Raw genomic sequence first — 23,129 nt, 5'->3', positions numbered from 1 at the left:
CGTTCGGCCCCGACGCCACGAAATGCCGCCCCTGCCGCCCAAGCCCGTCCCAGGCGACCAGTGACGCCTTGCTTCCCGTCTTGGCCGGATCGGCGGGCATCGGCACGTTATCTTCGATCAGCGCATCCAGCCGCTGCATCGAGGAATCGATCGCATGCAGCGCCCCGCGCATCAGCACCCCTTCGGCCACGGACCAGAACACGGCCACCGCGATCGCGAAACCTATGACATTGGAAACGCGTCGCGGCACGAAGCGATCGAGCCGCCGCGATGTCCACCGGTAGGTCAGCAGGAACAGGCGGCCCAGCAGCACCGCAACGAGAAAGACGACGAAAGCAAGCGCTCCGAGCTTGAACGGCTCGGCGCTTTCGAGCGGCTCCATATGCCAGAGCTCGCGGATAGAGTTCTGCCAGCCGGCCGCCTGCCAGAGGAAGACGACGGCCACGATCAGCCCGCAGATCAGCACGGCTATCCTCTGCGACAGAAGCGGTCCGCGATAAGGCAGTTCGAGATATTTCCACAGGCTGACGGCGGCGACCCCGATGAGATAACCGACGGCCGCGCAAATACCCGACAACGCCCCCTGAACGATATAGGACCGCGGCATCAGCGTCGGCGTCAGCGACGCGGCGAAGAAGGCGAAGGCGAGCACCAGCCCGATCACCGACAGAGAGCGAAAAAGACCACCGAGCAGACGCCTCATGCAACTCCCCAACCTCTAGCCGCAACGACCGACGGCGATCTCAGACGAAGATAAGCCCTGCCGCGCGCGCCTTCTACTCGCCCAGGCCAAGAAAGACGAAGGGCTTGGCATCCTTGAATTCCGATGTCGCGTTGCCGGAATAGGTGTGGTCCTGGCTCTCGCCGAGGTCGAGCCGTTTCACCTTGCCGGTCTCCTTGGCGAAGTCGATGGCCTTCAGGTCGACCCAGAAGGTGTTGGGTGTGAGCGCCGACTCGAAGAAGTAGAGCTTGCGCTTGTGATCGAATACGGTGCGCCAGCGCGTAGACGAAATGTTCGGCTCCTCCGGCGTGTTAAGGCCATAGGGCACCGAGACATTGCGGATGACGCTGAAGACGCTCGCGAGCGCCCGGTTGGGGCTCTCGTCCTTGGGGATCGCGTTGACGTAAAAGGAGGCGCGCGCGAAGCGGTCGGCCGCCCGGTTGGTGCCGGGCAGCATGACGGTGCCGCCGATCTGCTTCCAATAGGAGTTCAAGGCGAGCTGCTGATCGAAAATCGGCGAATTGGTCATCACCTGATATTTGCGATCGTGATGGATGACCTGCTTGCCGCCGATATATTCGACGATGGCGCTATCCCCTGTTGCATCGGACATCGACAGATGCAGCGTCGTCAGCCGGTTCTCGCCGGGCACATTGTCGGTGACAACGGTGAAAGGCTCCTTGCGGAGCGCCTCCACGGCCTCGTCAACGGTGGCGAAATTATCGAGCACATATTGCGCCCATGCTGCGATGGTCAGGCCGGGCTTGCTCGACTTGTCGAAGGGCGGATATTCGGATTCGACCAGCCACAAGAGGTTGGCGTTCAGCCCCGCCTCGTTTACCCCGTCGGTGGTCGACACATCATAGCCGGTCGCGACAACGCTCCCGTATTTCGAGGTCCAGTGAATGGAATTCGGCCCGGCCTTGCCGCTGCGCTCAGTGCCGCGCGGAAGAATGTAGAGATTGGTGGTGATATCGCTCTTCCAGTCCATCGATCGCGCGGTGATGACATTCGCATCCGGGCCGAGATAGACAAGGCGGGTGCAGGCATCGGCGACGTCGGCGAAAAGCAGCGTTGACGCGATGATGGCGGTCGCGACCGTGCGAGCGCGTGAACGAGATGGACGGCGGTTCGAAGACACGGGGCTTCTCCAATATCGGTGATCGCGGAAGCTAGAAGCGCATGGAAAACCCGATCGCAGGGCCGTGCTGGCTGACGTCCCATTTGAACTTGTTCGCGCCGGTGAAGTCGTCGTTTTCGTAATCCTGGTAGAGAAGCCTGTAGCCTGCCCTGAGCACCGTCGGATGACCGAGCATCATGGTGCGGTAGCCGAGATAGGCCTCCGCATTGACGCTCACCTTCGACCCCACGCCGAAGCCACCGACATCTGCCTCGGCAAACAGGTTCCAGCGTTCGGTGAGATCAGCATTCATCCGCAGGCCGACGAAGGGATCGGTCCAGTCGGAACTCTTCGAGGCGCGAAGGCCGAAAGCCGCGACATCGGCCTCGAGCTTCGTCCAACGCACGCCGGCCGTCGGCTCGATCGACAGCGTTCGCGGCTTGCCGAACACCGTGTCGCCGCCGAGAACTGCCTCATACGCCTTGAAGAAAGCGCCGGCCGACAGGGTTGTCGTGGTGATGTCGAGACCGATCTCGTGTGAGAACACCTGCTCGTCCTGGCTGGTCTTGACATGCTGGCCGTCGAAATAGACGCCCCATTGGCCATTGGTGATCTCGATATTGCCCATGAGAGCGAAATCGAGATGGTCGAAGATATCGGAGAAAGGAACGTCGACATCCGTATCGAAACCGGCCAGGGATCCGCTGCCATTCAGCGATGCGGCCCACACGTAAGGGCTGACGATGACGGCCCACTCGCGCTCCGGCGCGATCCTGCGATTGTCGAAATCGGCGGCGACGGCCTGCCTTGAAATGAGTGGAAGAGCCGAAAACAGCGCAAGGCTCACGGTCGCCACACCCATCGCCAAAAGCCGCATCGAAAGCCCCCATTTTCAATGTCCCACCGCGACCTTACTACCGGAGGGCGAAAACTCAAGCGAGATCAGCAGGATTGCTCGCTGACGGCGATCGAATGACGATTGCCGAACCGCGAGCCCCTTGCGGCAGTGGCACGCGCGCACTTTGTCGATCAGCTCCGATTTCGGTTTCTCGGCCGATACGCTAGGCTCCGCAGGAATCGATCAGAAAACCCGCATGCAAAGGAGCGCCAATGACCGAAGCCCCCAAGCCGAGAGGCACACTGACCCTCAGGACCATGGCGATGCCTGCCGATGCCAACCCGGCCGGTGACATCTTCGGCGGATGGGTCATGGCGCAGATGGACCTTGCATCCGGCATCTCCGCCGCTGAGCGCGCCAAGGGCCGCGTCGTGACCGCCGCCGTCAAGGAGATGGCTTTCGCCCTGCCCGTCAAGATCGGCGATACGCTGTCCATCTACACCGAGATCGAGCGCGTCGGCCGCACCTCGATCACCCTCTGTATCGAGGCCTGGGCGACCCGGGCCCGCTATAACAAGATGGAAAAAGTCACCGCCGGCACCTTCATCATGGTGGCGCTCGACGAGAACGGCCAGCCCAAGCCGGTTCCGGCCGAATAGACCAAAATCCGGGAAAGGCAACTTTTCGGTTGCCTTTCCCGACGAACCGAGCGATAAAAAGGCAACCAGGAGGTTGCCAATATGTCCGATCGCATCGAAAAGACCATTGAACTCAATGCTCCCCTCGCCCGCGTGTGGCAGGCCATCAGCGATTACCGTGAATTCGGCGAATGGTTCCGCGTCAAGATCGACGCGCCCTTCGTCGCCGGAAAGGAAGCCACCGGCAAGATCCTCTATCCCGGTTACGAGCATCTCCGCTGGACGGTCACCGTCAAGCGGATCGAGGAACCGACGCTGTTTTCCTTCACCTGGCTCCCCTATGCGGTCGATCCGGATCGAGACTATTCCGCCGAAATCCCGACGCTGGTCGAATTCCGTCTGGAGCCGATAGCCAAGGGCACCCGGCTGACCATTACCGAGTCCGGCTTCGACAAGGTCCCCGAATACCGCCGCGCCGAGGCCTTCCGCATGAACGACGGCGGATGGGCCGAGCAGATCAAGAACGTAAAGGCCCATGTCGAACGCTGAGCAAATATCGAACCTTGGCGCCACCACGGCCGGCCGAGACGCCGCCGCACTTTTCGCGGCGCTCGGCGATCCCACGCGTCTGTCCCTGCTGACGGCGCTGAGCGACGGCCACCCGTCCTCGATCGCCGGCCTCTCCGGCGGCACGGAGCTGACACGCCAGGCGGTCACCAAGCACCTGACTGTCCTGGAAAAAGCCGGCCTCGTCGAAAGCATGAAGGTCGGTCGCGAAAGCCACTACAGCTTCCGCCGCGACCGCATCGATGTCATGCGCGCCTATCTCGACGGCGTCTCCAAGCAGTGGGACGACGCGCTGGAGCGCCTGCGCGCCTTCGTCGAGCGTTGAGTCCGGACGAAACGAACTCGCCGGCTCAAGCCCGCAGGAACTGCGATCCCTTGTCGAAGGTGACACCCGGAAATATCTTGGCCGTCAGATCATCGACCGTCACGTCGAACTGCCGATAGAGCATGGCGGCGGCAATCTCCCGCACATCCGCGGTCGGCGCCAGGTCGCGTTCATCGAGAAGCTGGTGATCGCCAAGGCCCGGCCAGCGGCCAAGGATGCGACCGCCATTGATCGCGCCACCCGCCAACACGGCACAGCCGCCCGTGCCATGGTCGGTCCCTCCGGATCCATTCTCCCGAACCGTCCGGCCGAATTCGGTCATCGCGAGCACCACCGTCTTCGACCAGATATCCGGCCCCAGCGTCGATTTCAGCGTGGTGATCGCCTCCGTCAGATCCTGCACCGGACGCTTGAACTGTCCGATCTGGCCGACATGCGTATCCCAGCCGGTGATGGAGAAGCTGGCGATCCTGTAATCGCCCTTCAGCATGTTGCCGGCAAGGGCCGCCACATCCGCCACCTTCTGTCCGCGCGGCCCGCCGGGCTCGGCCACCATGGAGGCGCTGTTGGCGCGCGTCGCCTCCTCCATGGCCTTCGCGAAAGCAGGGTCGCCGGCATAGAGCCGCTGAAGGAACTGCGTCTCGTCGCGGGCCGGCCCGAGATTGGAATCCGACGCCCATACGTCGACATTGTTCGGCCCGGTCAGAATAAGCTCCGTCGAGGTATTGACGTCGATCGCCTTGCGCGCATCCGATCGCGGGATGACGGCAAGCGCCCGGTTCAGCCACCCGGTCTTCTCCTCCGAGACATGCTCGCCGCCCGATTCCAGCATGTCCTGACCGTCGAAGTGGCTGCGCTGGTCGCGATAGGGCGTCGACACCGCATGCACGAAGGCGAGCTCGCGGCTTCGCCACAGCGGCATCAGATCGGCGGCGGAAGGATGGAGACCGAAATGTCCGTCGAGATCGATGAGCCCGGTCTCGGGCGTCAGCGCCAGCGTCGGCCGGAACGCGGCGAAACCGACATCGCCATAGGGCTGCACAAGCGCCAGCCCGTCCATCGCGCCGCGCAGAACGATGGTGACGAAGCGCTTGTCTCCGGGCATGGATGCGAAGGTGACGGGGGTGAGGATCGGGGCCGCAGCGAGGCAGCAGGCGGAAGCAAGGAAGCCGCGGCGCGATAGTGTGAAATCGGTCATTTCAAAGCTCCTATCGACGGTTGAACTCGGGCGACGCAAGCGCAAGCATCAGGCCGGTTGTCTTGTTGGGTGCCTGACTGACGACGCGGATCGTGTCGTCGCGCGCGGCATCACCAAGCGTTGCCTTCAGGAATTCACGGGGATCGAGCCCCTGCCCGAACTGCGCGGTCGCCCGCCGCGCCCAGCCGAGCCGCTCGGCAAGCTGGCTGGCCGTGATCCAGGCCGAAAAGCTCTCCTCGAAACCGGCGGGGCTCGGCGGCAACCAGATCGGCTGCCCCATGCGCCTGAGCGCGCCCTGCCCGAGCGCCCTTGCCGTCTGCATCGCCTTGCGGCGCTTCACCCTGTTCTCGTCGCCGGGATCGATCATCGACGGACCGCTACCATCAGCGGTGTCTCCGCCCTTCATATCGGCCTTGGCGCCACCATTCATCGCGCCGCCCATATCGGGAGCGCCCGGGGCCATGGCCCCCTGCGCGCCCATGGCCTGAGCGTCATCATTCTGATCGTTGTCCTTGAGGAACGCGACAACGGTGCCATCGCCAGAGCCTGCGTTCAGCGCCCTGAGACCGGCCACGACGAAATCGAATGGCTGACGCGCCTTCGCGCCCTCGTTGGCCCAGGCGGTGGGATGGTCGAGCATGGCGCCATAGACGGCCCTGAGATCGCCGTCGGTCTTCTTCCACGCACCGGTCATCGCGGCGATCAGCCCGTCATCCGGCTGATCGGCAACGAAATGCACCGCCAGCTTGCGACAGATATGCGCGGCCGTCTTCGGATTGGCGGCGAGATCGTCGAGCATGGCGAGATAATCACCCGGCCGCCGCCTGTCGCCACCATAGCTAACGCCGAGAACTTCGTGGCGACCAGGCTCGGCGATGTTGGGGCGAAACGCCATGTCCATCTCCTGCCGATCGATCGTCAGCCCGGTCAGCACCATGGCGGCGGCCCGCACATCGGCCTGCGTATAGCCGCTGCCGGCCCCAAGCGTGTGCAGTTCCAACAATTCTCGACCGAGGTTTTCGTTGAGCCCCTTCTTCTGCCGCATCCCGCCCTTGGAATCCGGCCCCAGCGATTCCGCCTGATCGAGATAGATCAGCATAGCCGGATGCTCGGTCGCGCTGCGTAACAGGTCAGCGAAGCGTCCGCCGATACGCGGACGGATCGCTTCGGCCTCGTAAAGCGGCACGAGCAGCCGCATCGGCAGGCTCTTGTTGGCGCTGGTCGAGAAATGATTGGTCCAGAAGGTTGAAAGCCGCTCGTAAAAGCCGTTAGGCGACATTACCGCCTGCAGCAACCGCGCATTCGTATCCTGCTGGAAGGTCCGCTGCGCCTGTTTCTGCAACACCTTGCGCCGCTCGCGACGCGTCTGGTCATCATCATCGCTTTGCCTGAGATCGCGCAGATTGGCCTGCAGGTCGGCGATCACCTGATGCCGCTGCTCGATACCGCCGACGGGAAACGCGACCGGTGCCCGCGCATCCGCGTTCACCTGTTTCAACAGGTCGTCCTTGTTCTGCGCCGCCACCTCGCCCGGCCGAAAACCGTAGCCGAAGCGGATTGCCGCCATCGTCGGAAAGGAAAGACTCATGACCTGTCACCTCCATATCCCTGGATGGTGACAGGCTGCGGTCAAAACCGTCGGAAATTGAGGCAGAGCCGTGACATGGACAATTTGTAATTCAAGGACTTACCCGGCCCCATCAGGCGGGATCGCAATCAGCCACGAAAGATAAAGGACGCCCCGACGGCGATCAGCGCAAATCCGATCGCGTGGTTCCAGGTCAGGCTCTCGCCCAGCCAGAACACGGAGAAGCCGGAGAATACGAGAAGCGTGATCACCTCCTGCATCGTCTTCAGCTGCGCCGTCGAATAGACCGCCGAGCCGATGCGATTGGCCGGCACCGCCAGGCAGTATTCGAAGAAGGCTATCGCCCAGCTGACGATGATGGCGACGAAAATCGCTGTCCCCTTGTGCTTGAGATGCCCGTACCAGGCGAATGTCATGAAGACGTTGGAGGCAAGCAGCATGACGATCGGCCAGATGGCCGCGGGGCTGAGGGCAAAGGGCATGTGTGATTCCCGAGAGTTGAAGCTGGCGGCAGCATGTACCGCTGAACGGAAAGGCTTCAAGAGGTCCGACCGCCTCCGCGAAATATATCGTCTCCGGGGCATCAGAACGTCACGCGAACCGGAACATTTCACCGGACAGGCCGTTTGAGGCAGCACCGGAAGCCAGGCGGGCCGAATGATGTCTCTGGCGATCTCGGTCCACAGCCCCTTTGGCGGAGACATGGCGTGAACTCAGTTTCGAACAGTGGTCTGTCCGGTCGCTCGCTGGTGGCGCTCGCGGTTCTCAATTTCTTCCTCGCCGACGCCCGCGATGGCCTCGGCCCCTTTCTCGATGGCTTCCTCGCGACCCACGGCTGGAGCCCGATGACATTGGGTATCGTGGCAACCCTTGGCGGCGTTCTCGGCCTGATCGCCACGCCCCTGTTCGGCGCTCTCGTCGACGCCTCGCCGCATAAGCGTCTGCTGATCGTCATCCCGGTCACGCTGGTCACGGCGGCGGCGCTCTGGACGCTTGCCAGCCCCGGCAATGCCTCGGTTTTCGGCGGCCAGTCGATGACCGCGATCGTCGGCGCGGTGATCGGCCCGGCGCTGATGGGACTGACGCTCGGCCTCGTTGGCGAAAGCGCATTCTCCCAACAGGTCGCCCGCAACGAATTCTGGAACCATGCGGGTAACGTCTTCTCGCTCGCCTGCGTCTACGCCGCGACCATAGTCTGGGGACTGAACGGCGTGATCGGCCTGATGCTCATCACCGCGCTCGCCGCGATCATCGCGACGCTGGCAATCCGCCCTGATGATATCGACAACGACGTCGCCCGTGGCCTCACCAAGGACAAGGACCTCGCGAACCACCCGGACGATGGATCGGCCGCCGCAGCCAGTCCCTCCGGCTATTCGGTGCTGGTAAATTCGCGTGGTCTCGTGCTGCTGGCGCTGACCTTGCTGGTCTTCCACTTCGGCAACGCCCCGATGAGTCGCCTGATCGCCCAGAACTTCTCCATCCAGCTCGGCACGCCCTTCCGCACCACGGCGATCGTCACCGGCGTGTCGCAGCTGTCGATGATCGCGATGGCGCTGCTCGCACCTTTCCTCATCAGACGCTTCGGCCTGGCATCCGTGTTCATCATCGCACTCTGCGCTCTACCCCTGCGTGGCGCGATCGCCGGCAGCGTGCCTAGCTTCGGCTCGATCTATCCGGTACAGTTTCTCGATGGAGTCGGCGCCGGCCTGATCGGGATCGCGACACCCATCGCGGCCGAGCGGATTCTCGCTGGAACCGGCCGCTTCAACGTCGGCCTCGGCGCGGTGATGACCGTGCAAGGCATCGGCGCATCGCTGAGCAACGTGGTCGCCGGATGGCTGACCGACCGGGGCGGATATGGCCTCGCCTATTGGGTACACGGCGGCGTCGCGCTCTTCGCGCTGGCGCTGTTCATGCTCGGCCGCGAGGCAATCGCACCGCGCGCATCGGCAAAGCTCAACGACGCCGAACCGAAGGCAACGCGAGCCTAGGACGCCACATGAATGGCGGGTGCTTCCCGCGCCGGCGTGCCTTCCAGCATCACCCGGTTTCGCCCGGCATCCTTGGCTGCGTAAAGGGCTGCGTCCGCGCGGCCTATCGTTTCGGTCAGCGACGCGTCGCTTGATGCCACGCAGGCAACGCCGAAGCTCGCGGTGATCTTGCCGACACCGGCGACATCGGGCTGTCCGGCCGCCGAGAAGGCGAGCCGGATCGCATTCGCCACCTTGCCGCCATCGGCGAGCTCCGCGCCCGGCAGAAACGCCACGAACTCCTCGCCGCCGAAACGCGCGGCAAAGGCTCCCTCAGGCAGGCGCGCTTTCAATAGCTCGGCAAGGCCGGCGATGACGCTGTCGCCGGCGGCGTGGCCATACGTGTCATTGATCCGCTTGAAATGGTCGATGTCACACAGGAGAATGGCCCCCTTCAGCGCGCCCCGCGCCTTCAGACGTCTTACCGTTTCTTCAAAGCCGCGCCGGTTGAGCAGACCCGTGAGGGAATCGCTCTCGGCGGCATCACGGTAGCCTTCGATCGTGTCGAGCGTCGTCGCAGCCAGCGCCGAGAGCGCAAAGAGCAGCGCGATGACGGAAGCGCCCGCCTGCATGACAAACGCGTAAGTGGAGGTGCCGAAGCTCTCCAAGTCGCCCCCAGGCGAGAATATCACCAGCAGGATGGCGTTGCGGATGATCGCTTCGAGCACGATCAGCGAGGCGACGCCGAGCAGAATGCGGTCGATCGCTCGGCGCGTACTGCGCAAGGAGGAGCCGATCGCGAAGATCAGCAAAGCCGAGCAGGCGATATCGCTGATGAGGAGCTCGGCCGGCAGGCTTTCGAGCACCAGCACCGCATAGGCGAGCGCTGCATAGGCCACCACGCACACGCCCAAACGCAAAACGATACGCGACGGCCGGCGAAAGCGCCTCAGGAGCGCGCCGCTGTAGAAATAGAAGGCGGAGAGAAAGAGTGCATCGGCGCCGAGCGCTTGAACGGGTATCGGCAGCCAGGCGAAAACCATCGGCACCGAGAAGGCGACGGCAGCGGAGAGAAAACCCGCGGCCCACAAGCCTGGTTCGCGCGATCCGAACCTTGAAACGACGAGGAAGGTGCAGCCGAAGGTCAGCATCATGACCGGAAGCATAAAGGCAAAATTCACTGCGGCACCCATCGAACGATGATGACGAGGCCCGGTGCGCAAACACCGCCTCGATGAAAAGCGCTAGCCACTCAACGTTAACAAAAGCCTACCTGCGGTAGACTACATATCGATCGATACGGGTGCAAGGGGCAGCCCCAGATTGCCAGAGGCTGCCCCTTGCCGCTCACGCGCGCAGGGCGCGGTGCGGCTCTCCGGCATCCTCCGAGCCGAAGCGCACATCTTTTTTCTCGTAGCCGAACGCCGCCAGCACGGCCACGACAACAGCCACGATGCCGGCGACGATCAAAAGCGCATAGGCATAATCGCCGTTCCAATGGGCCGCGAGGCCGGACTGGATCGTAGCATTGCCCGAGGCAAGCAGATTGCCGAGCTGATAGGCGAAACCTGGAAAGGTGCTCCGAACCTCATCCGGCGAAAGCTCGTTGAGATGAACAGGCACGATGCCCCAGGCGCCCTGCACGAAGAACTGCATCAGAAAGGCGCCGATCGCAAGCAGCACCGGACCTGGCGCATAGACCCACAGCGGCGCCACCGGCACCGCGATCAGCGCGGCGATGACGATCGCCTTCTTGCGGCCAATCCGCTGCGACAGTGCCCCGAAGAACAGCCCGCCGCAGATCGCCCCGATATTGTAGACGATGGCGATCGCACCCGTGGTGTAGCTGTCGTAATTGCGCTGTGTCTCGAGGAAGGTCGGATAGAGATCCTGCGTGCCGTGGCTGAAGAAATTGAACGCGGTCATCAGCAACACCGACCAGATGAACAGCGGAATATTCTCCCTGAGCACGGTCAGGAACGGCCGGCGTCCCCGCTCCTGCTGCTTCAGGAAGGCCGGGCTCTCCTCGACGCTGCGGCGGATATAGAGCACCAGCAGCGCCGGTGCGGCGCCGACGAAGAACATGCCGCGCCAACCGATGATGGGAAAGAGCAGGAAGAACACGATCGACGCCAGCAGATAGCCCGATGGATAGCCGGCCTGCAGGATGCCGGAGACGATACCGCGGCTCTCTTCCGGCACGGTCTCCATCACCAGTGAGGCACCCACACCCCACTCGCCGCCCATGGCAATGCCATAGAGCGCGCGCAGCACGATGAACATGGTGAGCCCGGTGGAGAAGCCGGTGAGGAATTCGAAGATCGAATAGAGCAGCACGTTGACCATCAGCGTGATCCGCCGCCCGTATTTGTCCGACGCCAGCCCGAAGAGCAGCGCGCCGACGGGGCGCATCGCGAGTGTCAGCAGGATCGCCACCGATACGGCGGGAACGTCGGTTTTGAATTCGGCGGCGATATATTTGAGAACGAAGACGAGTATGAAGAAATCGAAGGCATCGAGCGTCCAGCCGAGATAGCTGGCGATAACGGTATTGCGCTGCTGCGGCGTCAGCCGGCGCAGGCTTTGCAATGCGGACATAACGGATCCTCCGTCCGAAAGCGGCGGCGAAGCGGGGCAAATCCGGATGCCGTCGAAGAGAGGGATCGCCCTGATATGGGCGGGGTGGAGCTGTGACAGGCAGCGCTTTCGAAACGTCAGTAACGCTGCCCTTGTTCCATCACGTTTGTCGTGATCGCACCTTGCTCGTGGAAGGTCCCAACGTCGCCACACGCAACCGTTTGAGAAGCGACCACCAAAGGGCGAGCGTTTCATTCTGGCGCAGAAATTTCCGCCAAGTACCTGCTTCTAAATAGCTATTGCGATTATTAGCAAAATGTGAGATATAAATGTCAGGTTGCATATGCAACCATAAAAAGCAAGCACAGATAGATTGCATCCATACCGGCAATGCGCCCGCCAGTCTCTGCGGCGATGATACCGCTTGCGAAAAATCGATGAATTTAGACCTGAGCAAGACAACAGCAGATCAACCGTCGGTCTGAGCAGTTCCAGCTATGCGCATGAAGACATCCTAGGCCGACCAGCCCCGAGGAGGAGGAGCCATGCCTTTCGATCTGACCCAACCGCTTTCATGGGAGAGCGCTGCGGGAGACGCCGCCGTGATGCTTGATGAACTTCAACCGAACATCGTCAAGGCCCACACCCGCGAATTCCTGACCATCCTGTTCCTGAAGTTTACCGACCCCGCCGGCGGCCGCGCGCTATTGAAGGCGCTGTCGCAGCCACCGACAGGCACACCGCTCCTGAAATCGGCCAAGACCCACCTGCAGGAGGTCAAGGCCTTCAAGGCGACGGGCACCAAGGGCACGCCCTATGTCAGCGTCGGCCTTACCGGCGATGGCTATGCCGCGCTGCAGATCCCCGCCCCGAAAATCCCGCCGGACGCCTCGTTCCGCTCCGGCATGAAGAACGCCGGCCTGAACGACCCGGCGCCCGCGAGCTGGGAACCGCATTTCCGCGACGCCATCCACGCCGTCATCCTCGTCGGCGACCAGATGTCCGGCCCGCGCAACAAGGCGCTGACGACGGTGCGCCACCTGATCCAGGCATGCCACGGCGTCCATATTCTCGGCGAGGAAAAGGGCCACGGCCTGCACAACAGCAATGGCGACGGCATCGAGCACTTCGGTTATGTCGACGGCCGCAGCCAGCCGCTGTTCCTGACCGAGGATATCGACGATGAGCGCCTGACGGCCGACGGCGCCACCAACTGGGACCCCGCCTTCGCGCTGAACCGCGTGATCGTGCCCGATACCGCCGCCCCCGATCCGGCAAAGCATTTCGGCAGCTACTTCGTCTTCCGCAAGCTTGAGCAGAACGTCAAACAGTTCAAGAAGCAGGAAAAGGCTCTGGCCAAGCGGCTGCATCTGAAGGGCGACGACGCCGAGCGAGCAGGCGCCATGCTGGTCGGCCGCTTCGAGGATGGCACGCCGCTCACCACCCAGTTCGCAGACGGCAATCACCACCCGGTGCCCAACGACTTCGACTATGACAGCGATCCCAACGGCGCCAAGTGTCCGTTCTTCGCCCATATCCGCAAGGTCAACCCGCGCGGCTCCGGCGGCTTCGAACCCGTCGACGGCGAGCGCCTGCACATTATGGCGCGGCGCGGCCAGACCTATGGCGTGCGCACCGACCAGCCAAACGACGGCCGCATCGAAAACAAGCCGAGCAAGGATGTCGGCCTGCTGTTCATGGCCTTCAACGCCGATATCGCCGAGCAGTTCGAGTTCGCGCAATCGACCTGGGCCAACAACCCCGGCTTCCCCCGCGTCCCCCCGGGCGCCGGCGCTCCGGGCCTAGACCTCGTGATCGGCCAAAGCCCCAACCCGCGCCCCGACATCCACTGTCCGGTCGAATGGGGCGGCACGACCACCGCGACCACGACCGCGACACCACAGGCGGTGACGATGAAGGGCGGCGAGTATTTCTTCATGCCGTCGTTGGCGTTTTGCCGGAGCTTGTAGGGGGCAGCGAACGGACGGGGGTGGTGTGTCGACGGAACGGCTTTGCCGCGTGGCGCCCCCCTCTGCCCTGCCGGGCATCTCCCCCACAGGTGGGGAGATTGGCTAGGCTTTCCCGCTCGCTCCACTCTCATTGCTTGGGGATGCCGACACCACGAGTCGATCTCCCCCCTTGTGGGGGAGATGTCCGGCAGGACAGAGGGGGGTAACCCCACAGCACAACGCCCTACCGCTCAGACGGTCAAACCCTCAAGCGCTAACCGCATCCTCCACCACACCGGAAAAATCCACCGCCGCAAAAGCCGCCGCAATCACCTCCGGCCCGGCGCCAGCCTTCACCGCATCGGTGGACAGAATCTGCCGATAGCGCCGCGCCCCAGGCAGGCCGGTAAACAGCCCCACCATATGCCGCGCCACCTGCTGCAGCCGGCCGCCATCGGCGATATGCCGCGCCGCGTAGTCCATCATCCGGTCGCGCAGAAGCTCCCAGTCGAAGGCCCGAGCCTCCGCCCCGAAGAAGCGATGATCGACATCGGCAAGCACGCCGGCATTCTGATAGGCCGCCCGCCCGAGCATGACGCCATCGACATGCCGCAGATGCTCTTCGGCCTGATCCAGCGTCTGGATGCCACCATTGATGCCGATGAACACATCCGGCCGCGCCTGCTTGGTGCGGTAGACGATGTCGTAATCGAGCGGCGGGATCTCGCGGTTTTCCTTCGGCGACAAGCCCTTCAGCCAGGCCTTGCGCGCATGGATCCAGATCGCGTCGGCGCCGGCATCGAGCACCCGGTCGAGAAGATCAGGCAAGGCCTTCTCCGGCTCCTGCTCATCCACCCCGATCCGGCACTTCACGGTAACCGGTACCGAGGACACCTTCTTCATCGCCCGGATGCAATCCGCCACGACCTCAGGCGTCAGCATCAGGCAAGCCCCGAAGGTCCCCGATTGCACGCGGTCCGACGGGCAGCCGACATTGAGGTTGATCTCGTCGTAGTCATAGGGCGCCGCGATCTCCACCGCCTTCACCAGCTTCTCCGGATCGGAGCCGCCAAGCTGCAGCGCCACCGGATGCTCGGCGGCGTCGAAGGACAGCAACCGCTCGCGCGGCCCATGGATGATCGCGTCGGCAACGACCATCTCCGTGTAGAGCAGCGCGTTGCGACTGATCTGTCGGTGGAAATAACGGCAGTGACGATCCGTCCAGTCGATCATCGGCGCGACGGCGAAGACCGGCCGCTTCGTTTCGAGCGCCTGTTTATAGAAATGCGATGTTGTCATGCCGCGCTCATAGCGCAAAGCGCGCGAAAACGCCAGTTTCCCCGCGCAGGGCAGCAATGCCGGAACGGGCGTACCGCAAGACCGCCTTCCACGCTTCCCCCCGCTTCGCTTTTGCGGCTAAGATGATCGGACTCAAGGAAACAGCAAGAGCATCCCCGTCCCATGTCCCTCTCCTCTTCCGCCCCGGCCGCCGGCACCGTCATTCCGCTTCCCGCGCCCGTCCTCCTCCCCGTCGAAGGCACGTCCGATCGCTTCCCGGTGCGTCGCGTCTATTGCGTCGGCCGTAACTATGCCGACCACGCCATCGAGATGGGCCATGATCCGAGCCGCGAGCCGCCCTTCTTTTTCCAGAAGAACGCCGACAATCTGCTCGCCGACGGCAAGGATTTTCCCTACCCGCCGCTGTCGAACGACGTCCATTTCGAGGTCGAATGCGTGCTGGCGCTGAAATCGGGCGGCAAGGATATCGCGCTCGAAAACGCGCTCGATTGCGTCTACGGCTACGGCGTCGGCATCGATTTCACCCGCCGAGACCTGCAGGCGGACGCCAAGAAGCTCGGCCGCCCGTGGGAGCTGGCGAAAGCCTTCGAACATTCCGCTCCCGTCTCGGCAATTGTCCCGGCCGCAAGGCTCGGCCATCCCGATGCCGGCCGCGTCTGGCTCGATCTCAACGGCAAGCGCGTGCAGGATGGCGATCTCAACCAGATGATCTGGAAGGTGCCTGAAATCATCGCCGAACTCTCGAAGCTCTTCGAACTCGCCCCCGGCGACGTGATCATGACCGGCACGCCTGCGGGCGTCGGTGCGATCAAGCGCGGCGATCATATCGATTGCGGCATTGACGGCATCGCCAAGCTGTCGATCAACGTCGCCTAGAGCAATTCCAGCAAAAGTGCAGCGCGGTTTTGCGTCCGGAATTGCGTAACAAAAAGATAGAGCATTTTTGCCTTTCGAAGAAAGGCGGAAACGCTCTTAGGGAGGAATGACCATGCCGATCTATGCGCTCTCAGGCCACGAACCGGATCTGCCGCCATCAGGCACATACTGGATCGCGCCCGATGCGCATGTGATCGGCAAGGTCACGCTTGGCGGTGACGTGGGCGTCTGGTTCGGCGCGGTGCTGCGCGGCGACAACGAGCCGATCACGGTCGGCGCGGCGACGAACATCCAGGAAGGCGCCATGCTGCACACCGATCCCGGTTATCCCCTCACGATCGGCGAAGGCTGCACCATCGGCCATCATGCGATTGTCCATGGCTGCTCAATCGGAAACAATTCGCTTGTTGGCATGGGCGCCACGGTACTGAACGGCGCGAAGATCGGCAACAACTGCCTCGTCGGCGCCAATGCGCTGGTGACGGAAGGCAAGGAATTCCCCGACAACTCCCTGATCGTCGGCTCCCCCGCCCGCGCCATCCGCACCCTCGACGACAAAGCGATCGAAGGCCTCAAGCGCTCGGCGGAAAAATACGTCGCCAACTGGCAGCGTTTCGCGCGCGATCTGAAGCGGCTGGACTAATCAGGCCGCACAAGCCTCGCAAAGCCCGCGGATCTCGATCGTCGTCTTCTCGGCCTTGAACTTCTTGCCGCGCGTCCAGTCCATCAATCGATGGTCGACCTCGTGGTCGTGGAACTCCATCACCTGACCGCAGCTCTCGCAAATGGCGAAGGCGACGATGCCGTGGCTGTGGCAATTCTCGCCGGGATGCGCGCAGGCAACGAAGGAGTTGATGCTCTCAAGCCGGTGCACGACGCCATATTCGAGCAGTTTCTCAAGCGCCCGGTAGACCTGCAGCGGGGCGCGAAAACCGTGGTCGCGCAGCTTGTCGAGAATGGTGTAGGCGCTGAGCGGGCCGTCAGCCTTTTCGAGAACGTCAAAGACAAGCGCCTGGTTCTTGGTCAGTGCGGGTGCGCTCATGAGCCTTGTCCTTCCGTGGCGGCCTGGCCTCGCCCGAATTTGGGCAGCAGGCTGAGAATGAAGAGAATGAGGGCCGCGACCACGATCGACGGGCCCGACGGCGTGTCGTAGGTGAGCGAGCCGAACAGCCCGCCGACGACGGCAACCGCCCCGATCAGCGAGGCAAGCACCGCCATGATCTCGGGCGTCGACGAAAAACGACGGGCAGCAGCAGCCGGGATGATCAGCAGCGAGGTGATCAGCATGATGCCGACGATCTTCATGGCAATGGCGATGACGACGGCCATCAGCAGCATGAAGAACAGCCGCGCCCGCTCCGGCTTCAGCCCTTCGGCCTCGGCAAGCTCGGGATTGACCGTCGAGGCAAGCAGCGGTCGCCACAGCCAGGCGATCGCCGCCAGCACCAGAATGCCGCCGCCCCAGATGAAGGCGATATCGGCCTTGGACACGGCGAGGATGTCGCCGAACAGGAAGGCGATGAGGTCGATGCGCACCCAGGTCATGAAGGCGACCATGACCAGCCCGATCGCCAGCGTCGCATGCGAGAGGATGCCGAGCAGCGCATCGGCCGACAGCGCCTGCCGCTTCTGCAGCACCAGAAGCAGGATCGAGACGGCCGCCGCGACCACGAAGACCGAGAGCGTCAGGTTGAACTGCATGAGCAGCGACAGCGCCACGCCGAGCAGCGCCGAATGCGAGATCGTATCGCCGAAATAGGCCATGCGCCGCCAGATGATGAAGCAGCCGAGAGGCCCGGTGGTCAGCGCCAGACCGACGCCGGCAATGATGGCGCGGACGAAGAAATCGTCAAGCATGGCGCTCTCCCGCCGGATGCTTGTGCCCGTGCCCGTCATCGGCCGTATGATGATAGGCGTGGTCATGATGCGCATGCCCGTGATCATGGCTCGCATGCCCGTGGTCATGATGAGCATGATCATGAGAGTGCCCGGAATGATCATGGCCGTGGTGATGGCCATCGTCAGGGTGGCAATGGTCCGTCACCGAGCCATCCGCATGCAGCACGCGGCCATCGGGGAGATGCGTATGATCGTGATCGTGACTATAGACGGCAAGCGATTGCGCCGCGCGGCTGCCGAACAGGCGCACATACTCAGCACTCTGCGTCACCGCCTGCGGCGTACCCCGGCAGCAGACATGGCCGTTCAGGCAGATCACGGTATCGGTCGCCGCCATGACGACATGCAGGTCGTGCGAAATCAGCAGGATGCCGCATCCCGTCCTGTTGCGGATGGTCTTGATCAGCTCGTAGATTGCGATCTCGCCGGAAAAATCGACGCCCTGCACCGGCTCGTCGAGCACCAGCAGATCCGGCTTACGGGCAATGGCGCGCGCCATCAGCGCCCGCTGGAATTCGCCGCCGGAGAGATGCTGCACCTCGGCATTGATCATATGCGCGAGGCCGACGGCATCCAGCGCCTCGTTCATGTCGCTTGCCGAAAGCGGCCCCGTCAGCGTCATCAGCCGGCGGACCGTCAGCGGCAGCGTCCAGTCGATGGCAAGCTTCTGCGGGACATAGCCGACCTTCAGGCCGGAGGCGCGCGTCACCTTGCCCTCGTCGGCCTTCATCACCCCGATCGCCGTCTTCACTGTCGTCGATTTGCCGGAACCGTTGGGGCCGATCAGCGTCACGATCTCGCCGCGCGAGACGGAAAAATCGACGCCGCGAACCAGCCAGCGGCCGTTTCTGCGGACACCGACATTGGAAAGCGAAACGAGCGGCCTCGCCTCGGAATTTGCGGGTAATGGCATCATTTTTCCGAAAGTGCTGTTGCGCCCTGCTATCGCACACGTTATAGCATAACGCAATTGATGTAATAACATTACCTATGCAATTCAAGCGGAGCATGCACATGAAACTCGCGACCGGCCTTTCCCTGGCGCTACAAGGCCTCGCACTCCCGGCCCTCCTCCTTGCCGGCACGGCCCACGGTGCCGACGCCCCCGTCGTCGTCACCTCGATCAAGCCGGTGCACTCGCTGGTCTCCGCCATCATGCAGGGCGTCGGCACGCCGGAGCTGATCGTCGATGGCGCCGCCTCCCCGCACACCTATTCGATGAAGCCGTCCAACGCCAAGGCGCTGCAGGACGCCAAGGTTGTCTTCTGGGTCGGCCCCGGCATGGAAGCCTTCCTGGAAAAGCCGCTGGAAGCGCTCGGGGATGATGCCAGCGTCGCCGAGCTCGACAAGGCGCCGGGCCTGACCAAGCTCAAGTTCCGCGAGGGCGGCGCCTTCGAAGCCCATGACGATGGCGACCATGATGGCGATGCGCACGAAGCCGGCCACGACCACGCCAAGGAAGCGGCCGGTCACGATCACGATCACGCCGCCGAGGCACATGACGACCACGACCATGACCATGACCACGGGCATGGCGCCTTCGACACCCATCTCTGGCTCGACCCCGAAAACGCCAAGGCCATGGCCGCCGAGATCACCACAACGCTGGTGGCCGCCGACCCCGCCAACGCCCTTGCCTACCAGGCCAATGCCGAGGCGCTGAACGCCAAGCTTGACGCGCTCGACAAGGAAATCTCCGGCATCGTGTCACCGGTCAAGGACAAGCCCTTCATCGTCTTCCACGACGCCTACCAGTATTTCGAAAACCGGTACAAGGTACGCGTCGCCGGCTCCATCACCGTCAGCCCGGAAACCATCCCCGGCGCCGAACGGATCGCCGAGATCCACAAGAAGGTGGCGGACCTTGGCGCAACCTGCGTCTTCGCCGAACCGCAGTTCCAGCCGCGCCTCGTCGATGTCGTGCTCGAGGGCACCAAGGCCAAGGCCGGCGTGCTCGATCCCGAAGCAGCAACGCTCGATGCCGGCCCGGATCTCTATTTCAAGCTGATGCGCGGGATCGCCAACAATCTCAAGGACTGCCTGTCGCGCGAAAGCTGAGGCCAGCCCCACCGCATATCGAAAAAGGCGGGCACCCAGTCCGCCTTTTTCAGGTCTAATAATGTAACATTATAACATTAACTGGAGATCGCAATGAACAGGAAACTGCCGGTCACGGTCCTCTCCGGCTTCCTCGGCGCGGGCAAGACGACGCTTCTGAACCACATACTGGCGAACCGCGATGGCCTGCGCGTCGCCGTCATCGTCAACGACATGAGCGAGGTCAACATCGACGCCGCACTGGTCCGCGATGGCGGCGCCAACCTGTCGCGCACCGATGAGGCTTTGGTCGAGATGACCAATGGCTGCATCTGCTGCACGCTGCGAGACGACCTCTTGAAGGAGGTCCGCCAGCTCGCCGAGCAGGACCGTTTCGACTATTTGCTGATCGAATCCACGGGTATCGCCGAGCCCCTGCCCGTCGCCACCACCTTCGAGTTCCGCGATGAGGACGGCCTGAGCCTGTCCGATGTCGCCGAGCTCGACACCATGGTCACCGTCGTCGACGCCGCCGGCCTGCTCGCCGACTACGCCTCCACCGATTTCCTCGGCGATCGCGGCGAGACGGCGGGCGACGGCGACGACCGCACTGTGATTGACTTGCTGGTCGAGCAGATCGAGTTCGCCGACGTCGTCATCCTCAACAAGGTCGGCACCGCGACCGCCGAGCAACTGCAGGCCGCCCGCCAGATCGTCGTCGGCCTGAACCCGGACGCCCGGCTGATCGAAGCCGATTTCGGCAAGGTCCGGCCGCAGGAGGTGCTCGGCACCGGCCTGTTCGACATCGACAAGGCCGAGACCCATCCGCTCTGGTACAAGGAGATGCATGGCTTCAACGACCATGTGCCGGAAACCGAGGAATACGGCATCCGCTCCTTCGTTTATCGCGAGAAGCGTCCTTTCGATCCGACGAAACTGCAGCGCTTCTTCGATACCGCCTGGCCGGGCGTGGTGCGCGCCAAGGGCTTCTTCTGGCTGGCCACCCGGCCGCATCATGTCGGCGAAGTCAGCCAGGCCGGCGCCATCCTGCGCACCAGCCGCATGGGCACATGGTGGTCGGCGGTGCCGAGAGAACGTTGGCCGGACGATCCGCGCTTCATGACGGCGATCGGACCCTATCTGCACCCCGTCTGGGGCGACCGCCGCCAGGAGATCGTCTTCATCGGCGCCGACCCGATGGACGAAGCCTGGATCCGCGAGCGTCTCGATGCATGTCTTGTCGGTGCCGAGGAGTTCACTCCGGACAAATGGCGCGACATGCCCGATCCCTTCGCCCGCTGGGGAGACCAGGCCGCATGAAGGCGCAGGCGATCAGGAAGTATCAATGCGTCTGCGAGGAATGCGACCCGCTGCCGCCGATCGAGGTCCTGTCGGCGCCACCCGAGGCAGAAGAGCGCAAGCCGGGTACCGGCGTTCTCAGCAAATTGGCGGCGCGGCTGGGGCGCAATGCGCCCGAAAGACAGACATGAAAAAGGGCGGCCGAAGCCGCCCTTTCTGCACAAATCACATCGGCCGATCAGCGGCCGGTGATGATGTTGGAGATCACATTGCTGGCAATGTTGATCATCAGGTAGTCGTTGTTGACCTGCACCCAGCGATAGCCGCGCGGCGGAGGCGCCAGGCGATAGCGGCGGTAGTCGCGCACTTCGCGCATGTTGCGGCGCTCGGCAGGGCTCATGCGATGGCCGCGGCTCCACTTGTACTTGGTGACATGCACGTCGCGCTCGACGTGAACGGGGCGGCGATGATGGTCCTGGGCGCTCGCTTCGGTTGCAGCAACCAGCGGCGCGGCCAGGAAAGAAGCGGAGAGAAGAACGGCAAACATCTTTTTCATCGGGGTTTCCTCGTGTTGAACACGCCCCATACCTAGCCCCGAAATGATGAACCGAATCTGAAAGTTTGATTAAATTTGAGTAATGAAAACACATGTTTAAAAGCATATATTAAATTAGAAATCGCGACATCATCCCGCGAAAGAACGATGTCGCTGCTTCTCAAAGCTCGTCGTAATTGAACCAGTCGAAATCGGCCGCCTTCGCCCGACCCGACGTATCGAAGGCAAAGACGCCGGCGAATGCGCCGGTAAACGAGCCATGCTCACCGCGCCCGCCTTCGTCCGAAACCACGCCGGCGTCGAGCACCGGCCCGATCGCCCGCCAAGCGCCCATGCCCTCCGTCTGCCAGAAGAACTGCAGGTCGTTATCGCGGATTTCCATGGAAAGCTGGACCCGGCCCCTGGCGGGAAGCGCCTCGCCACTGCCGGCGGGAAAGCTTAGCCGGCCGTTCGGATAATCGCCGTCGCAGGAGAGGATCGTCACGCAACGTCCGAGCTTCTCGTGCAGCGTCACCGCGACCGCGTGGAACTTGTGCCTGTTGTAATAGTGCGTCAGCCCGGCCACCTGCTGATAGGTGTCGGGATCGAACTCGACGACCGTCTCGGCCCGGAAGCTGTGATGCTCCTGCCGCCGCGCCACCAGCGCCTGCTCGAACCATGAGCCGATGCTCTCGCGGGCGATCAGCCTCAAATGACCGGGCCGCTCCGTGAGGTTGAAGATCCGCTCCGGCTTCGGCGTGCGCAGCCACTGGAAATCATCAGGCAGCGTGCCGCCTTCAAAGCTGTACTCGCTGCGCATCGGCGTCTCGGCCTGCACGGCACCACCAAGTCCCGGCACGGTGACATCTGGCACCGTGGTGCCATTCTCAAGATAGAGCCAGCCGTCATCCTTCCAGACGCATTTCTGCAGGCTGGTTTCGCGCCCGAGCGTGCAGCGCCGCTTGGGCGGCATAGGCCGGCCGCAGAGGTGCGTATGGTAGACCTGACCATCGGGCGTTTCGACATACTGCCCATGCCCTGCCCGCTGCAGAATGGCTTCCGGGTGGTCCTTCGAGGTGATGAGGTGCTTGTTCGGGTGCATCTCATAGGGTCCGGCGATGTCGCGCGACCGCGCCATCGTCACCGCGTGGTCGTAGCCGGTGCCGCCCTCGGCCGTCGTCAGATAATAATAGCCGTTGCGCTTGAAGAGATGCGGCCCTTCGACAAGCCCGAGCGAGCTGCCCGCGAAGATGTTGCGGATCGGACCCTTCAGCGATTTCGTCTCCGCATCCCATTCCTGCAGCAGGATACCATCAAAGGCCGGTGATTTCGGCGCGCCGCCAAAACTCTCGGTGCGATGGTTCCACTGCATGTTGAGGAACCACTTGCGGCCGTCATCGTCATGAAACAGCGACGGGTCGAACCCCGACGAGTTCACGTAGATGGGCTCCGACCACTCGCCTTCGATGGTTGGCGAGGTCACGATATAATTATGCGCATCCTTGAAGTTGCCGTCGAAGCGCTTGACGTCTGTATAGACGAGCCAAAACAGCCCATCGGCATAGGAGAGACAGGGCGCCCAGATGCCGCAGCTGTCAGGGTTGCCGCGCATGTCGAGCTGCGACGCCCGCTCCAGCGGCCGCCGCACCAGCGTCCAGTTCACCAGATCGCGCGAGTGGTGGATCTGCAC

The 23,129-nt window shown here is 63.1% G+C and carries 24 protein-coding genes; 10 read left to right on the top strand and 14 right to left on the bottom strand.

The window, feature by feature from the left end:
* From B3605_RS04855 to B3605_RS04845, 3 genes are all read right to left on the bottom strand, one after another.
* Nucleotides 1-703, bottom strand: a 703-nt coding sequence (locus B3605_RS04855; protein ID WP_296432679.1) for an alpha/beta-hydrolase N-terminal domain-containing protein, incomplete at its 3' end; no start/stop codon positions are given.
* A 73-nt stretch (nt 704-776) separates the two neighbouring features.
* Nucleotides 777-1,808 (bottom strand): linear amide C-N hydrolase, encoded by a 1,032-nt coding sequence (locus tag B3605_RS04850; protein WP_296432681.1) that lies wholly within the window; start codon nt 1,806-1,808, stop codon nt 777-779.
* A gap of 85 nt (nt 1,809-1,893) precedes the next feature.
* Complete coding sequence (locus B3605_RS04845; RefSeq protein WP_183794607.1) at nt 1,894-2,718, bottom strand: hypothetical protein; 825 nt, start codon at nt 2,716-2,718, stop codon at nt 1,894-1,896.
* Between the two features lie 233 nt (nt 2,719-2,951).
* On the opposite strand from B3605_RS04845, the gene B3605_RS04840 reads away from it, so the two are divergent.
* The 3 genes from B3605_RS04840 to B3605_RS04830 all read left to right on the top strand — a co-directional run bounded on the left by B3605_RS04840 (nt 2,952) and on the right by B3605_RS04830 (nt 4,209).
* On the top strand, nt 2,952-3,338 hold the full coding sequence (locus tag B3605_RS04840; RefSeq protein WP_026283372.1) for an acyl-CoA thioesterase: 387 nt from the start codon (nt 2,952-2,954) through the stop codon (nt 3,336-3,338).
* An 81-nt stretch (nt 3,339-3,419) separates the two neighbouring features.
* A complete protein-coding gene (locus tag B3605_RS04835; RefSeq protein WP_112941691.1) occupies nt 3,420-3,866 on the top strand; it encodes an SRPBCC family protein in 447 nt (148 codons plus the stop codon).
* Nucleotides 3,853-4,209, top strand: a complete 357-nt coding sequence (locus B3605_RS04830; RefSeq protein WP_210297156.1) for an ArsR/SmtB family transcription factor — start codon at nt 3,853-3,855, stop codon at nt 4,207-4,209. Before B3605_RS04835 ends, B3605_RS04830 begins: the two co-directional genes overlap by 14 nt.
* Before the next feature lie 25 nt (nt 4,210-4,234).
* Here the strand turns inward: B3605_RS04830 and B3605_RS04825 are convergent, their stop codons facing one another.
* The 3 genes from B3605_RS04825 to B3605_RS04815 form a co-directional block, all read right to left on the bottom strand.
* The gene (locus B3605_RS04825) at nt 4,235-5,407 is read right to left on the bottom strand and encodes a DUF1501 domain-containing protein (RefSeq protein ID WP_112941692.1); all 1,173 of its coding nucleotides are present in this window, start codon (nt 5,405-5,407) and stop codon (nt 4,235-4,237) included.
* Nucleotides 5,408-5,417: 10 nt separating this feature from the next.
* Nucleotides 5,418-6,995, bottom strand: coding sequence for a DUF1800 domain-containing protein (locus B3605_RS04820; protein ID WP_112941693.1), 1,578 nt, complete (start codon nt 6,993-6,995; stop codon nt 5,418-5,420).
* 128 nt (nt 6,996-7,123) lie between these two features.
* Nucleotides 7,124-7,477 (bottom strand): DMT family protein, encoded by a 354-nt coding sequence (locus B3605_RS04815; RefSeq protein WP_047512340.1) that lies wholly within the window; start codon nt 7,475-7,477, stop codon nt 7,124-7,126.
* Nucleotides 7,478-7,702: 225 nt separating this feature from the next.
* Here B3605_RS04815 and B3605_RS04810 point away from each other — a divergent pair, with 225 nt between their 5' ends.
* The gene (locus tag B3605_RS04810; RefSeq protein ID WP_112941694.1) at nt 7,703-8,989 is read left to right on the top strand and encodes an MFS transporter; all 1,287 of its coding nucleotides are present in this window, start codon (nt 7,703-7,705) and stop codon (nt 8,987-8,989) included.
* Here the strand turns inward: B3605_RS04810 and B3605_RS04805 are convergent.
* Complete coding sequence (locus B3605_RS04805) at nt 8,986-10,149, bottom strand: GGDEF domain-containing protein (protein WP_296432664.1); 1,164 nt, start codon at nt 10,147-10,149, stop codon at nt 8,986-8,988. The genes B3605_RS04810 and B3605_RS04805 overlap by 4 nt on opposite strands.
* A 166-nt stretch (nt 10,150-10,315) precedes the next feature.
* Nucleotides 10,316-11,566, bottom strand: a complete 1,251-nt coding sequence (locus tag B3605_RS04800) for an MFS transporter (protein WP_112941696.1) — start codon at nt 11,564-11,566, stop codon at nt 10,316-10,318.
* Between the two features lie 524 nt (nt 11,567-12,090).
* On the opposite strand from B3605_RS04800, the gene B3605_RS04795 reads away from it, so the two are divergent.
* On the top strand, nt 12,091-13,515 hold the full coding sequence (locus tag B3605_RS04795) for a Dyp-type peroxidase (RefSeq protein ID WP_112941697.1): 1,425 nt from the start codon (nt 12,091-12,093) through the stop codon (nt 13,513-13,515).
* Nucleotides 13,516-13,761: 246 nt separating this feature from the next.
* On the opposite strand, the gene dusA is transcribed toward B3605_RS04795, so the two are convergent.
* Nucleotides 13,762-14,793, bottom strand: a complete 1,032-nt coding sequence (dusA, locus tag B3605_RS04790; protein ID WP_112941906.1) for a tRNA dihydrouridine(20/20a) synthase DusA — start codon at nt 14,791-14,793, stop codon at nt 13,762-13,764.
* A gap of 162 nt (nt 14,794-14,955) precedes the next feature.
* Between dusA and B3605_RS04785 the strand changes: the two genes are divergently transcribed.
* Together B3605_RS04785 and B3605_RS04780 are read left to right on the top strand one after the other, a co-directional pair.
* Nucleotides 14,956-15,669, top strand: coding sequence for a fumarylacetoacetate hydrolase family protein (locus B3605_RS04785; protein ID WP_112941698.1), 714 nt, complete (start codon nt 14,956-14,958; stop codon nt 15,667-15,669).
* A gap of 112 nt (nt 15,670-15,781) precedes the next feature.
* Complete coding sequence (locus tag B3605_RS04780) at nt 15,782-16,312, top strand: gamma carbonic anhydrase family protein (RefSeq protein ID WP_112941699.1); 531 nt, start codon at nt 15,782-15,784, stop codon at nt 16,310-16,312.
* On the opposite strand, the gene B3605_RS04775 is transcribed toward B3605_RS04780, so the two are convergent.
* The 3 genes from B3605_RS04775 to B3605_RS04765 are packed head-to-tail and all read right to left on the bottom strand — an operon-like array spanning nt 16,313 to nt 18,481.
* The gene (locus tag B3605_RS04775; RefSeq protein WP_037178690.1) at nt 16,313-16,711 is read right to left on the bottom strand and encodes a Fur family transcriptional regulator; all 399 of its coding nucleotides are present in this window, start codon (nt 16,709-16,711) and stop codon (nt 16,313-16,315) included.
* The gene (locus B3605_RS04770; RefSeq protein WP_112941700.1) at nt 16,708-17,526 is read right to left on the bottom strand and encodes an iron chelate uptake ABC transporter family permease subunit; all 819 of its coding nucleotides are present in this window, start codon (nt 17,524-17,526) and stop codon (nt 16,708-16,710) included. Before B3605_RS04770 ends, B3605_RS04775 begins: the two co-directional genes overlap by 4 nt.
* The gene (locus tag B3605_RS04765) at nt 17,519-18,481 is read right to left on the bottom strand and encodes a metal ABC transporter ATP-binding protein (RefSeq protein ID WP_112941701.1); all 963 of its coding nucleotides are present in this window, start codon (nt 18,479-18,481) and stop codon (nt 17,519-17,521) included. The genes B3605_RS04770 and B3605_RS04765 overlap by 8 nt, the downstream gene beginning before the upstream one ends.
* A 101-nt stretch (nt 18,482-18,582) precedes the next feature.
* Between B3605_RS04765 and znuA the strand changes: the two genes are divergently transcribed.
* The 3 genes from znuA to B3605_RS04750 all read left to right on the top strand — a co-directional run bounded on the left by znuA (nt 18,583) and on the right by B3605_RS04750 (nt 21,095).
* Nucleotides 18,583-19,626, top strand: a complete 1,044-nt coding sequence (gene znuA, locus B3605_RS04760; protein WP_112941702.1) for a zinc ABC transporter substrate-binding protein ZnuA — start codon at nt 18,583-18,585, stop codon at nt 19,624-19,626.
* Between the two features lie 93 nt (nt 19,627-19,719).
* Entirely contained in the window at nt 19,720-20,925 is a 1,206-nt protein-coding gene (locus tag B3605_RS04755; RefSeq protein ID WP_112973304.1) for a GTP-binding protein, read from the top strand.
* Nucleotides 20,922-21,095, top strand: a complete 174-nt coding sequence (locus B3605_RS04750; protein WP_296432656.1) for a hypothetical protein — start codon at nt 20,922-20,924, stop codon at nt 21,093-21,095. Before B3605_RS04755 ends, B3605_RS04750 begins: the two co-directional genes overlap by 4 nt.
* Nucleotides 21,096-21,142: 47 nt before the next feature.
* On the opposite strand, the gene B3605_RS04745 is transcribed toward B3605_RS04750, so the two are convergent.
* Nucleotides 21,143-21,460, bottom strand: coding sequence for an RcnB family protein (locus B3605_RS04745; RefSeq protein ID WP_112941704.1), 318 nt, complete (start codon nt 21,458-21,460; stop codon nt 21,143-21,145).
* Nucleotides 21,461-21,620: 160 nt separating this feature from the next.
* Nucleotides 21,621-23,129, bottom strand: a 1,509-nt coding sequence (locus B3605_RS04740; RefSeq protein WP_296432653.1) for a glycoside hydrolase family 43 protein, incomplete at its 5' end; no start/stop codon positions are given.

Source organism: Rhizobium sp. UBA1881 (assembly GCF_002338015.1).
Lineage (GTDB): Bacteria > Pseudomonadota > Alphaproteobacteria > Rhizobiales > Rhizobiaceae > Rhizobium.
Note: the sequence above shows the minus strand (reverse complement) of the source record. Positions and strands in the feature narration are given on the sequence as shown.